This window comes from Nocardia grenadensis (assembly GCF_050942415.1).
In the GTDB taxonomy this organism is placed as follows: Bacteria; Actinomycetota; Actinomycetes; order Mycobacteriales; family Mycobacteriaceae; genus Nocardia; species Nocardia grenadensis.
This window is the reverse complement of record NZ_CP192054.1, coordinates 2,460,152-2,472,583: the sequence shown is the minus strand read 5'-3', so window position 1 is coordinate 2,472,583 and position 12,432 is coordinate 2,460,152. Positions and strand designations below refer to the sequence as shown.

Annotated in this window: 11 protein-coding genes; 2 read left to right on the top strand and 9 right to left on the bottom strand. The window is 65.5% G+C overall.

What is annotated here, in order from left to right; all coding sequences use genetic code 11:
- Positions 1–129 precede the first annotated feature (129 nt).
- Genes ACQPYS_RS11210 through eltD form a run of 8 tightly spaced genes read right to left on the bottom strand, consistent with a single transcriptional unit; the run spans position 130 to position 8,977 of the window.
- Positions 130–624 (bottom strand): ribose-5-phosphate isomerase, encoded by a 495-nt coding sequence (locus tag ACQPYS_RS11210; RefSeq protein ID WP_433492529.1) that lies wholly within the window; start codon positions 622–624, stop codon positions 130–132.
- A complete protein-coding gene (locus tag ACQPYS_RS11205) occupies positions 621–2,339 on the bottom strand; it encodes a dihydroxyacetone kinase family protein (protein ID WP_433492528.1) in 1,719 nt (572 codons plus the stop codon). Before ACQPYS_RS11205 ends, ACQPYS_RS11210 begins: the two co-directional genes overlap by 4 nt.
- A 10-nt stretch (positions 2,340–2,349) precedes the next feature.
- Positions 2,350–3,471 (bottom strand): ABC transporter ATP-binding protein, encoded by a 1,122-nt coding sequence (locus ACQPYS_RS11200; protein WP_433492527.1) that lies wholly within the window; start codon positions 3,469–3,471, stop codon positions 2,350–2,352.
- Entirely contained in the window at positions 3,468–4,601 is a 1,134-nt protein-coding gene (locus ACQPYS_RS11195) for an ABC transporter ATP-binding protein (RefSeq protein ID WP_433492526.1), read from the bottom strand. Before ACQPYS_RS11195 ends, ACQPYS_RS11200 begins: the two co-directional genes overlap by 4 nt.
- Complete coding sequence (locus ACQPYS_RS11190) at positions 4,601–5,467, bottom strand: carbohydrate ABC transporter permease (protein ID WP_063036131.1); 867 nt, start codon at positions 5,465–5,467, stop codon at positions 4,601–4,603. The genes ACQPYS_RS11195 and ACQPYS_RS11190 overlap by 1 nt, the downstream gene beginning before the upstream one ends.
- Before the next feature lie 3 nt (positions 5,468–5,470).
- Complete coding sequence (locus ACQPYS_RS11185) at positions 5,471–6,430, bottom strand: carbohydrate ABC transporter permease (protein ID WP_431939055.1); 960 nt, start codon at positions 6,428–6,430, stop codon at positions 5,471–5,473.
- A gap of 31 nt (positions 6,431–6,461) precedes the next feature.
- Positions 6,462–7,868: an ABC transporter substrate-binding protein gene (locus ACQPYS_RS11180; RefSeq protein WP_431939056.1), complete on the bottom strand. Its 1,407-nt coding sequence runs from the start codon at positions 7,866–7,868 to the stop codon at positions 6,462–6,464.
- Between the two features lie 32 nt (positions 7,869–7,900).
- A complete protein-coding gene (gene eltD / locus ACQPYS_RS11175) occupies positions 7,901–8,977 on the bottom strand; it encodes an erythritol/L-threitol dehyrogenase (RefSeq protein WP_433492525.1) in 1,077 nt (358 codons plus the stop codon).
- A gap of 118 nt (positions 8,978–9,095) precedes the next feature.
- Here eltD and ACQPYS_RS11170 point away from each other — a divergent pair, with 118 nt between their 5' ends.
- Positions 9,096–10,088, top strand: coding sequence for a sugar-binding transcriptional regulator (locus ACQPYS_RS11170; RefSeq protein WP_433492524.1), 993 nt, complete (start codon positions 9,096–9,098; stop codon positions 10,086–10,088).
- A complete protein-coding gene (locus tag ACQPYS_RS11165) occupies positions 10,085–10,846 on the top strand; it encodes an SDR family NAD(P)-dependent oxidoreductase (protein WP_433492523.1) in 762 nt (253 codons plus the stop codon). Before ACQPYS_RS11170 ends, ACQPYS_RS11165 begins: the two co-directional genes overlap by 4 nt.
- Here ACQPYS_RS11165 and ACQPYS_RS11160 read toward each other — a convergent pair.
- Positions 10,839–12,317 (bottom strand): FGGY-family carbohydrate kinase, encoded by a 1,479-nt coding sequence (locus ACQPYS_RS11160; RefSeq protein ID WP_431939060.1) that lies wholly within the window; start codon positions 12,315–12,317, stop codon positions 10,839–10,841. The genes ACQPYS_RS11165 and ACQPYS_RS11160 overlap by 8 nt on opposite strands.
- Positions 12,318–12,432 lie beyond the last annotated feature (115 nt).

Sequence of the window (12,432 nt, the reverse complement as noted above, 5' to 3'; positions counted from 1 at the left end):
GCCGAGTTAGCCGGCCTGCTGCGGGCAGCCCCGCAGGAGGGGCCCATATCGGTCGATCCGATAGTCCACTGTCCGAAGGAGAACTCGCCCGCGGCGGTCCGCCGCTGTCGCGCCATGGACATCCTCCACTCAACAGATCCGCCGGCGGCGGGCCAGCCGACCGTGCGCACGGGGATCAGGATTCTCGTAGCTGCCGATGGCGGCGACCTTCGCCGCCGATGCCGACTCGGGGTCGAAATGGTATCCGAGCCATTCCTTTGCCAGCCGGCGAGCCAGTTCGAGTCCGATGACGCGCTGCCCGAAGCACAGCACCTGCGCATCGTTGCTCAGTACCGAACGCTCCACCGAGAAGCTGTCGTGCGCGGTGACCGCGCGAATCCCCGGTACCTTGTTCGCGCTGATCGCCACACCGAGGCCGGTGCCGCAAACCAGCAGTGCACGATCGGCTTCGCCGGCGGCGATCATCCGCGCGGCGGTGACCGCAACGTGCGGATAGGCGGTGTGCTCACCGTTTCCGATGCCCACATCGATCACTTCGGTGACCCGGTCGTCTGCCTCGAGATCGGCCTCGAGGGCGTTCTTGTACTCGAGCCCGGCGTCATCGCACCCCACCACGATTCTCATAGGGGCGCTCCTTCTGTGACGAGTGGTTCGAAGTGGTCGGCGACGACTCGCGCACATATCGCCAGTGACACGGCGCCCGCGTCCGGACTACCGATACTGCGCTCTGCGAGCGGACGCGCCCGGCCGACCTTGGGGCGCAATTCGGCGGTCGCGCGCGCCGCAGACTCGGCGGCGGCCGCCGCACTGCGCCAGGACGCACCGTTTTCGGTCGCTTCGATGAGCGGCAGCAGGGCGTCCAGCATGGTCTTGTCGCCCGGCCGGGCCTTACCGAGACGAGCGAGCGAGTCGTAGGCTGCGCGCAGGCCGGCGACGATATCGGCGTCGGTAGGGCGGCCGGCATCACCGAGCCGAACCCCCAGTGCCGTCAGCGCCGCCCCCCACAGCACACCCGAGGTGCCACCCGCCTGCGCGGCCCACGCGGCACCGGCCGCCCTGAGCACCCCGCCCTGGCCTGCCCCGCGCCCGACGACCTCGTCGGCGGCCGCGCAAGCCGCGGCAGTGCCCCGGACCATGCCGCGCCCGTGGTCGCCGTCACCGGCGACCGCGTCGATGCGACCCAATTCCGCTTCCGCCTCGACCATCGCCGCCGCGACAGCGTGCAGCGCCACGGCGATGGCGACGCCTCCCTGCCGCGCGGCATCGTCTGCGGTCGCGGCGAAATCCGGGTGATGGTAGGTGTCGGTGACGGCGCGGCGGCGAGTCGCCGACGGAACCTCGGCAATGCTTCCGCGGCGGTACGCCGGGGTGTCCGCCGGCGCGGTCCAGAACCGTTCCAATTCTTCGTCGAGCCACATCACGGTCAAGGAGCACCCTGCCATGTCGAGGCTGGTCACCAATTCGCCGACCTCCGGCTGAACCACGGTGTAGCCCGCCGTGCGCAGCAATTCGGCCGCGGTGGCCCACACCACGAACAATTCCTCGTACTTGGTACGCCCGAGTCCATTGAGTATTACCGCGATTCGTGACCCGGCGTCCGCCGGCTTCTCCTTCAGCACCCCGGCCACCAGCAGTTCGGCGAGTTCGGCTGCGCTCGGCAGCTTGTGTACGGCGACGCCCGGTTCGCCGTGGATTCCGAGACCCAGTCCCATGGACCCTTGCTCGACGGTGAACAGTGGCGCCGAGGCGCCGGGCAGAGTGCAACCGTCGAAGGCGACGCCGAGTGTCCGCGTGTTGTCGTTGGCCAGGGCCGCGATCTGGAACACACCGTCCAGGTCGTAGCCTGCCTCCGCTGCCGCGCTCGCGCATTTGAAGACCGTGAAATCACCCGCGATACCACGACGTGCGGCGATATCGTCGGCTGGTCCGCTGGCGATATCGTCGGTGACGGCCAAGTAACGGGCCAGAATACCCTCGGCTTCCAACTGCTCGACCGCCAAACCGAAGTTCATCACGTCGCCCGCATAGTTGCCTGTGGTCAGTAAGACCCCGGCGCCCCCGTCGGCCGCCCTGGCCACCGAGGCCGCGGCGGCTGCCGAAGGGGAGGTGAAAATATTGCCGACCACGGCGCCGTCAGCGAGACCGCGACCCACCAGCCCGCAGAAGGCGGGATAGTGGCCCGTTCCCCCACCGACGACCACGGCGACTTTGCCGGGACGGGTCGCCGAAGCGCGGACCACCCCGCCGGGGACACCGGTGACGTATCCCGCATTGGCGTCGAGAAATCCCGCCAGCATATCGTCGGTGAACGATGCCGGGTCGTTGTACAGCCGCGTCATCAGATGTCCTCTATCGCAATCGTTGTCCGGAGTCGGGATCGAACAGGTACACCCGTTCCGGCAGCACCGACAGCGCCACCTGCTGGTGCACCGCGAAGTTCTGCCGGGCTGGTGTCTCGACCAGTACGGGCTCCTCGACACCGGGCACATCCAGTGCCGCGCGGCCGAACTCCATCAAATGTTCGAAATAGCGCACCGAGGCCGTCAGCCGGCCGGGACCGGCCGGTTCGGCGGAAAGCCGGCTGTCCTGTGGCCGAATGCCCACCTCGACCCGCTGACCGTCACCAACCGCCGAGACAGCGACCGGAATCGTCGCGCTGCCGATCTGGACGACCGTGCCCGCACCGTCTCGGCGGACCACGCCGTCGACAATATTGATCTGCGGCTCGCCCACGAATCCGGCGACGAAGCGATTCGCCGGATCGTCGAAGATCTCGTCGGGTGTGCCGAACTGCTGGATGATTCCGCCGTCCATGACAGCGAGCCGGTCGGCCAGGCTCAGCGCCTCCACCTGATCGTGGGTGACCACGATAGTGGTGTAGCCGAATTCCCGTTGCAGCACCTTCAATTCGCGCCGGACCCGCTGCCGTGCCGAGGCGTCCAGATGCGAGAGAGGTTCGTCCAGCAACAGTACCGGCGGATTCCGGACCAGCGCCCGGGCAAGCGCGACACGTTGTTTCTGCCCGCTGGACAGGCTCGCGGGCCGCAGATCGAGCACATCCTGCAATTCCAGCCGGTGCGCGATATCGCTGACGAGCCGGTCGGCGTCGGCGACCTTGCGTGCCTTCAACCCGTAGCCGAGGTTCTGCCGCACCGATAGCGGCGGATACAGGGCATAGCTTTCGAATCCCACGCCCACACCGCGCTTCCCGGGGGGCAGGTCGGTGATGGTGCGGTTGCCGATCCGGATGTCACCGCTGGTCACCGTCTCGAGACCGGCGATCATGCGCAGGGTCGTCGTTTTGCCGCAGCCCGATGGACCGAGCAATGCGACGAGTTCGCCTGGTTCGATATCGAGCTCGATGCCCTTGACCGCCTGGAAGCTTTCCCGGCCGCGCGCGACGTAGGTCTTGGTGAGGCGCTCGAGCGTCAACCGCTGCGCCGCCGACCCGGTTCTGGTTTCGACTGTCATCGCCGCTCCTGGGAGTTGGATGCGGCAGCACCGAGACGGAGACTGTCGCTGCCGCGTTCGCCTGCTTCGAAGATGAGGACGTCGGCCAGCGGTACCGTCACCACGACGGTGGCGCCCTCGCGAATATGCGGCCCGCCCGGGGACAGCGCGATCAACGACGTTTCGCCGATATCGACGGAAACCTCGATACTGCGCCCGAGTCGTTCGGTCAGGGTGATCACGCCGGTCAGGTTCGCCACCCCGGGTGCAGCGCTTGCTACGGCGGCGAGGGTGATATCGCAGGGGCGGATGCCGAGCCGGACACCGCGGCCCGTGCCGAGGCCGAGTTCGGGAGGCACCGGAATCTCGATACTGCTTCCGGATACTCGCAGCGCGCTACCGTCGACGATCGCATCGACGATATTGATCTCCGGCTGGCCGAGCGCTTTGGCCACGAAGGTGTCGACCGGTTTGCGCCAGATGGCCTTCGGCGTATCCACCTGCACCAGCTTCCCGTCGCGCAGGATGGCGATTCGGTCGCCCAACGCCAGGGCTTCCTGGTAGTCGTGGGTGACGTAGACGGTCGTCGTATTCGACATCCGCCCGAGCTCGCGTAGTTCCGCGCGCATGGCCGCACGCAGTTTCGCGTCCAGATGAGACAGCGGTTCGTCCAGTAGATAGACGTCCGCGGGCCGAATCAGCACCCGGCCCAGGGCCACCCGCTGACGCTGTCCGTTGGACAGTTCCCGTGGAAACCGCTGCTGTAAATGGTCGATGCCGAGCGTCACAGTGACGGCATCGACCCGCTCCTGCTGCTGGGCTGCGGAGTACTTTCCGGTGCGCCCGGAGCGCAGCGGAGAGGAAAGGTTCTGCGCCACGGTCTGCTGTGGATACAAGGCGTAGCTCTCGAACGCCATCGCCACATTGCGGTGGTAGGGCTCGACCATCGTCATATCCGCGCCACCGATATGTACCGTGCCACTATCCACCTGGACCAGCCCGGCGATCGATTTCAGCGTGGTGGTCTTACCAGCACCCGATGGGCCGAGGATGACGAAGAATTCGCCATCGGCGATATCGAGCGATACATCGTCGATGCCGACCGTCTTCCCGTAGTGCTTGGTGAGTCCGTTGATCGTCAGATCCGCCATCAGGACTTCACCGCCCCGAAGGAGAGGCCGCGCACCAGGTATCGCTGGATTGTGAGCGCCAGAATCAGTGGTGGTAGCGCCGCGATCACCGCGGCGGCGGCGGTGAGGTTGTAATACGCCTGCCCGCCACCGCCGAGGTATTTCGTGATCGCCACGGTCACGGTGGCGGCATTGCTGTCGGCCAGGATCAGCGGGAACACGTAGTTGTTCCAGGCGAAGATGAACGCGAGCAGTGCCGCGGCGGCGATACCGGGCCGCACGAGCGGCAGCGCGACCATCACGAAGGCCCGCCGGCGGGTATATCCGTCCAGCAGTGCGGCCTGTTCCAGATCCTCGGGCAGGTCTTGGAAATAGGACCGCAGGATCCACACAACCAACGGCATCGTCACCAACTGGAGCACCCACACCATGCCGGCCTTGGTGTCGAACAGGCCGATCTGGTTGTAGATGACGAACAGCGGAACGATGACCATCAGTTCGGGAGCGAACCGGAACGAGAGCATGGTGAACATCAGGTCATTGGAGCCTTTGTACTGCCACCGGCCCGCCGCATAGGCAGCGGGAATTCCGATGACCAGGGAAACGATCACCGCACCACCGCAATTGATCAGGCTGGTGAGCAGCGCGGCCTTGAAGTCCACGCTGGTGAGTTCGGTGCCTTTCGGGCTCAGCACCGTAGCGAAGTTCTCCAGGGTGGGGCTGAATGTGAAGTAGGTGGTGGTCTGTTGCGCCGGCGTTTTCAACGCCAGCAGGACCATCCACACGATCGGGAACAGCGAGAAGACGAACCAGCCGATCAGCACGATATCCGCGCCCACGGAGGCCGGGGTGAATCGGCGCTGTCCGGGTAAGAGTTCCTTGGCCATGATCTACGACTCCGCTCCGGCAGCGCGACGCTGCGCCTTTCCGAGCACGCTCACCAGGAGGCGTGCGGTGATGAACACGATCACCCACAGCAGGAACATGTAGGTGCTGCCGCGGGAGTAGTCGAGGTTGATGATGGAGTCCTCGAATGCCCCGATCTGCAGGGTCCGCGTCGCTACGCCGGGGCCGCCCGAGGTGAGGACGTAGACCGCGTCGAAAACCTTGAGGTTGTCCATGAAGCGGAAGATGACCGCGACCAGGATGTAGGGCCACAGCATCGGCAGCATGAGTTTGCGGAACATGTAGAACCAGCTCGCGCCGTCTACCGCCGATGCCTCGAAGGGTTCCTTGGGCAGCGAACGGATGCCGGCGAGCACCAGGATCGCGACGAACGGGGTGAAGATCCACAGATCCACCAGGATCACCGACCACAGGGCATTGCCGCTGCTGAGCCAGTCGAAGGTGGATCCGAGACCGAGGATGTGGTTGAGCACGCCGAACTGCGGGTTGAACATCAGCTTCCAGATGACGCCCGCGATCACCGGCGCGATCATCAGCGGCAGGATCAGCACTTTCTCGAAGATCCGCCCGATGATGCTGGAGCGGTTGAGCAAGAGGGCGATGCCGACGCCGACGACGGTCTCGATGGCGGTGGCCACGATCGCGAAGGTGCCGGTGACCCGGACACTGGTCCAGAATTCCACATCACCCAGCACACTGGCGTAGTTCCGGATTCCGACGAAGATCGGCTCAGGATTCACCGCGGCGTAGTTGAGCACCGAGTAATACGCGCCGATCACGAAAGGGTAGAGAATCCCCACTACGATGAGCACCGCCGGAACCGAGAGCAGGTACGGCCGCAGCGACCGCCGCCAGCGCGGAACCTCCGGAGGGTCGGTTCGCTGCGTTGAGCCCGGCTTCTCCGGGTCGGCATGGGACGGTGGACGAACTGATTGAGTGGTCATATCGACCTCCCTTTCTTCGACCCACGCCGGGTCAGAGATTGACCTTCGACGTACAGGTCTTGGCCAGGCTGGCCAGACGGGACCGGGCGTTCGCACCGCCGTAGATGTCCTGCAGCGCGACGGACCAATCCTCCGTGGTGTCGAAGAACTTCTTCTGCGGCGTGAACTGGATCTTCGAGCTGCCGATCACCGTCTCGAAAGCTTCCAGATAGCCGGGCATTCCGCCGAGCTGCTGTTTGAACACGCCGTCGAAAACCGACTTGCGCACAGGATCGGCGAAGATCCCACCCTGCACGGCTTTCGAGAGGGCTTCCTTACCCGTGACCCACTGGATGAACAACCAGGCCGCATGCTTGTTCTTCGACTGCGCGTTCATCGCCAGCGACCAGGTCCACAAGTTGGTGTTGTAGTTGCCACCCGGTCCGGCGGGGCCCGGATACCAGGCGATATTGCCCGCTTGCGCACTGGCACCCGGTTTGTTCTTCGGATAGGTCGCACTGTCGGCGTCGTAGACCATCATCGCGGTGCCGTCACCGAGATCGCCGGTGGCCTGGGGATAGTCGTAAGTGGTCCACGATGTCGGTCCGGCCAGACGCTGCATTTCGATCCACTTCTCGGTGAAGGCGACCGAGGCGTCCGAGGCCATGGCGGCCTCGAACCGGCCGTCGACGAGTTCGTAATCCTTCGCGCCCTCCCTGGCGAATTGCGTCATGAAGCCGGGGTGGATGGTCGCCCACGACTTGGATCCGCGGGTGGCGATGCCGTACCGGTGCTGGGAACGGTCGGTGAGGTCGACGGCCAGCTGGATGAAGTTGTCGAAGGTGTCCGGCAAGGTGATCTTGCGCTGGTCGAAATAGGCCTTGTTGTAAGCGACCACATTGTTCTCGAAGCCCCACGGGATCGCCCACTGCCCGCCGGTGCCGAGCGGACTGCCGAGGTCGAAGTCCCATCGGGTGGAGGTGCGCAGACCCTCGTAGATGTCCTCGAAGTCGTACGCGTCACTGGTGGCCGAGGAGTTCGCGATCCACGGGGCCAGGTCCTCCAGCCAACCGGGGGGACCATACTGCCAGATGAAGTACGCACCCAGCATGAACACATCGTGTTTACCGGTGCCACCGGCCAATTCGGTATTCAACTTGGTGAAGTAGTCGGCCTCCGGCACCAGGTCGGTGTCGACCGTGATGCCGGTGAGCCGGGTGAACTCGGCGAGCAGCGGTTGCAGCGACTGCTGGTACGGGTGCGGCGTCTGCAACAGGTGCAGAGTCGTGCCTTCCGCGGCACGCCAGTTGAAGGGCCCGCTCACCTCGCCCGCACCGTTGACGGCCTCGACCTTGCCACCCACGCCGCAGGCCGAGAGTACCGGCAGGGCCGCGGCGGCCGCACCGGCCAGGCCCACGGCCCGCAGCATGTCCCGGCGCGAGAACTGATTTCTGCTCATGTATCTGTTCCTCATCGAACTTTCTCGGCAGGTCAGGAGGGAATCAGCGAAACCTTCACCGACTCGGTTCCGCCGGCCACCAGATCGAGACCCTTCTGAAAGTCGCTGAGCGGCAGCTGGTGGGTACAGATCTTGTCCATCGGCAAGATGCCCGATTCGAGCATGCGGATGGCGGCCGGCCAGCAGTGCGGACCCAGATGCGCGCCGCGCACATCGAGCTCCTTGTCGTCGCTGATGATGCTCCAGTCGACGGAGACATCACTGCCGAACACGCCGTACTCGACGTAGGTTCCCAACTTGCGTAACAGGTTCAAGCCCTGCGGCACGGCGGAGGGATGGCCGGTACCTTCCAGGTAGACATCGGCGCCGTAGCCGTCGGTGAGTTCCATGACGACCGCCTGAACGTCCTCGTCGCGAATGTTGATCACGATATCGGCGCCGCACTCCCGAGCCAGCATCAACTTCTCCGGCGCCATATCCAGCGCGATGACATGGGCAGGGCTCTTCGCCCGCGCACCGGCCACCATGCCGAGACCGATCGGACCGCAACCCGCCACCACCACGACATCCTCGAAGGTGATACCCGCCCGCTCGACGGCGTGCAGCGAACACGACAGCGGCTCGGTGAATGCGGCGTGTGCGGCCGGAATATCCTTGGAAACCTTGTGCACCAGCGCTTCTGCGGGAAAAACCATGAACTTCGCCATAGCGCCCGGGGTCCGGCGCTTGAAACCGTAGAGGTCGTGCGGTTTGCACATGTGGTACTGCCCGCGGAGGCAATACCGGCATGTCCAGCACGGCACGATCTGTTCGGAGACCACTCGGTCCCCCACCTCGACGCCCCAGCGGGCGGCGCCCGCGGCGTCGATCTGCACGATTTCGCCGACGAATTCGTGACCGGGGATCACTTCGGTCTCGGCCCACGCCGGGCGGTTCTCATCACCCCAGAACTTCGCCGCCCCGTGATAGCACTTCAGATCGCTCGCACAGATGCCCACTGCCTCGACCCGGACCAGCGCTTCGCCCGGTCCCGGTACCGGGACGGGAACCTCTTGTAGCCGGTAGTCCTCGGGACCGTGGCAGATCACCGCTTGCATCATCTCCGTCATCACCACTGCCCTTCATCCCTATGCTCGGGATCACACTAACCCAGGGTGGCACAATGGTCCAGAACGAATGTGCACGGAAATTTTGGCATGAACTGATGTGCAATGCGATACTTCTGCCATGCACAGCAGCTCCGATACTCGGGCACCGACAGGCGCCGAGGGTGGCCGCTTCGCGCCGTCGCTGCTCTACGCGGCCGCGAAAATGTACTACGACGAGGACGCCACCCAGGCCGAAGTCGCCCATAAGCTGGGCATCAGCCGGGCCACCGTGAGCAGGCTGCTCTCCGAAGCCCGCCGCCAGGGCATCGTCCACATCGAAGTCCGCGCACCCCATTCCGACGACCGCGGCGATCTCGCGGGCACCCTCGCCGACGCGACCGGATTGCAACGGGTGTACCTGTCCGCACCGCTGCCCGCGCCGACCCCGGCCAAGCCGACCGTGGAGGTGATGGGCAGCTACCTCGCACCCGCGGTCTCACGCGCACTCTCCGACGTCGGGCTGGTCCCCGGAGATGTACTGCTGGTCTCCTCGGGACGCACCGTCTACCAAGTGGCGCAGTTCGACCTCGAACGCATCCCCGGTGTCCTCGTCACCCCCACCGTCGGTGGCAACGACCAGCCCGAGGAGTGGTATCAGACCAACGAGATCACCCGGCTCATCTCCAACAAACTCGGCGGCCGGCCGAACTACCTGTTCGCCCCCGCCCTCCCCGGAGCCGATCTCTACGCCACCCTGCATGCCGACCCGTCCATTCAGCGCGTACTGAATCTGTGGCCGCGGGCGCGGTGCGCGCTCATGGGCGTCGGCGCACCACCGCTGCTGCGTGATGACATACCACAATTCGTTCCCACCACCTCCGTATCATTACGCGAAGCGGTGGGTGATGTGTGTTCGCGGTTCTACAACCGGGAAGGCGAACCCATCGACTTTCCCGGCCGCGAACGGCTGATCGCCGTGGAACTGTCCGTGCTGCAGCAGATTCCGGTGGGAATCGCCGTGGCCGTCGGCGCAGACAAGGTGGCCCCGATTCTCGCCGGGGCGCGCGCCGGATACTTCAACCAGCTCGTCACCGATCCATCGACCGCACACCAGCTTTTGGAGAGTCTGTGAGCTCGATTCGTCTCGACGGTAAGCGCGTACTGATCACCGGTGCGTCGAAGGGTATCGGGGCCGATATCGCGGAGACTTTCGCGGCGGCCGGAGCCTCGCTGGTGCTGTCCGGTCGCGACCACAGCGCACTCGCCGATCAGGCCCGCCACCTGGCGCAGCAGTACGGGGTTCGCGTTGCGCCAGTGGCCGCCGACCTTGCCCACCCAGACGCTCCTACCAGGTTGGCCGCGGAGGCCGCCGCGGTCTTCGGCGGGCTCGACGTGCTCGTCAACAACGCGGGCATCTCACACCCGGAGATGGTCACCGATCTGACGGCGGCAACATTCGATGAGGTCCTTACCGTCAATCTGCGCGCCCCCGCACTGCTCGCCGCCACCGTCGGTGCGGCGATGGCCCGTGACGGCGGCGGATCGATCGTGACGGTCGCCTCCGCTGCCGCCCTGCGCGCACTGCCCGAGCACTACGCGTACTGCACATCGAAGGCAGGTCTGGTGATGGCGACCAAGGTGCTGGCACTCGAGCTCGGACCCGATGGCGTGCGCGCGAACTCCCTGTGTCCCACCATCGTGCTCACCGATATGGGCCGCAAAGTCTGGGGTGCGGAAGAGAAGGCGGCGCCGATGCTGGCCCGCATCCCGCTGGGCCGCTTCGCCGCTCCCGCGGAGGTGTCCGCGACAGCGCTGTTCCTCGCCTCCGACCACGCATCGATGATCAACGGCGTCGACGTCCCGATCGACGGCGGTTACGCGGTCAGCTGAACCGCGCCAGGGTATGCACCTGCTCCCGGGTAGCCGGATACAGCTGTAGCCATGTCTCGTACAGGGCGTCGTATCGTTCGCGGTATTCCGGGTTCGGCGGAATCTCGCGGACTATCCGCGTCCAGTCCGTCTCCGGTGCGACCAGTCCCACACCGATAGCGGCCAGCAGCCCGTCACCGTAACTCGCGCCGATGGTCTGTTCCGGCTGTAGCTGGGTCAACCCGGTGATATCGCTGAGCGCCTGCGCCCACACCGGACTACGCAGCCCCCCACCGACTCCGACCGCCCGCAATACCGGTGAATCGGCATTGTCGAACATCTCCAGAATCTGGCGGATCCCGTAAGAAATGCCCTCGTAGGCCGCGCGGAACAGATGGCCACGCCCGTGCCGCAGGGTCAGTCCGGCCACGACACCACGCGCGTCCGGATCGAACACCGGCGTGCGCTCACCGGCCAGGTAGGGCAGCATCAGCAAACCCTCCGAACCCGGCGGCACTGCCGCGGCCTCGGCCATCAGTACGTCGAATGAGGCTCCGCCGGTCACCTTCTGCAACCAGTTGGCCAGCCCACCTGCGGTCGATGTCCCCGCAGCGAGCGCGAAAGTGCCCTCCTGGACACCCGTCGTCGTCCACAGCGCCGGGTTCGAATGGAACGTCTCCAGCACCTGCACCAAGAACATCGTCGATCCGTACATCAGCATGAGATCACCCGGATCGCGCACACCCACGCTGAATGCCTCGGCATAGGCATCCACGGTGCCCGCGACGACCGGCGTGCCCGCCGGAATTCCGGTCTCCGCGGCCGCCCCCGCGGTCACCATGCCGACCACCTCCGACGGCCACACCAGCCGGGGCAGCGGCAGCGCACCCAGAATCCGCCCGGCCCATTCGGCATTCCAGTCGAAGTCGCGAATCGAATACAGTGGATCGCATTGGCTGGCCGTGTGATGGTCCTGAATATACTCACCGGTCAGCTTCGCCACGACGAAAGAATTCGACCCGTACCAGCGACGGGCACGGGCGAACGCCTCCGGCTCGTTCTTGCGCACCCATTCGATCTTCGGGCCGACCGCCTGACTCGACAGCGACTTGCCCGCCCGCAACAAAATTTCTTCCGCGCCGAACAACTCGGTCAGTTCGGCGATCTCCACCGACGCCCGAGTGTCGATGCCGTACAGAATGGCGGGCCGTACCGGCTCGAGATCCTCGTCGCACAACACCAGGCACGGACCGACACCGCTGACACACATCCCGGCGATCCGCGCCCCCGACGGCACGGCGGCCATCAGTGTGCGGCTGATCGCGCACACCTCCGCCCACCACAAGCCCACCGCGTCGACCTCGGCCCACCCCGGCCGCGGCAGCGACATCTCATGACTCACCTGATGCTCGGCGACCACCACTCCATCCGGTCGCACGAGCACCCCCTTGCTACTCCCCGTCCCCATATCGATACCGACGAACAGCTCCACGGACGTCAGCTTAGGTCCTTTCCGGTCGAACGGGTGCCGGTCCCGGACGATCGACGTGGGGATCCTCGTAGCCGGCCATCCACGGCGCGGTGTAGTCGACGAGCTGCTTCCCGGT

Excerpts from the sequence above, each read along its gene's own strand:
- ACQPYS_RS11195 (WP_433492526.1), bottom strand. The coding sequence starts at position 4,601 with ATGGCGGATCTGACGATCAACGGACTCACCAAGCACTACGGGAAGACG.
- ACQPYS_RS11200 (WP_433492527.1), bottom strand. The coding sequence starts at position 3,471 with ATGACAGTCGAAACCAGAACCGGGTCGGCGGCGCAGCGGTTGACGCTC.
- ACQPYS_RS11210 (WP_433492529.1), bottom strand. The coding sequence starts at position 624 with ATGAGAATCGTGGTGGGGTGCGATGACGCCGGGCTCGAGTACAAGAAC.
- ACQPYS_RS11180 (WP_431939056.1), bottom strand. The coding sequence starts at position 7,868 with ATGAGCAGAAATCAGTTCTCGCGCCGGGACATGCTGCGGGCCGTGGGC.
- ACQPYS_RS11185 (WP_431939055.1), bottom strand. The coding sequence starts at position 6,430 with ATGACCACTCAATCAGTTCGTCCACCGTCCCATGCCGACCCGGAGAAG.
- ACQPYS_RS11205 (WP_433492528.1), bottom strand. The coding sequence starts at position 2,339 with ATGACGCGGCTGTACAACGACCCGGCATCGTTCACCGACGATATGCTG.
- ACQPYS_RS11190 (WP_063036131.1), bottom strand. The coding sequence starts at position 5,467 with ATGGCCAAGGAACTCTTACCCGGACAGCGCCGATTCACCCCGGCCTCC.
- eltD (WP_433492525.1), bottom strand. The coding sequence starts at position 8,977 with ATGACGGAGATGATGCAAGCGGTGATCTGCCACGGTCCCGAGGACTAC.
- ACQPYS_RS11170 (WP_433492524.1), top strand. The coding sequence starts at position 9,096 with ATGCACAGCAGCTCCGATACTCGGGCACCGACAGGCGCCGAGGGTGGC.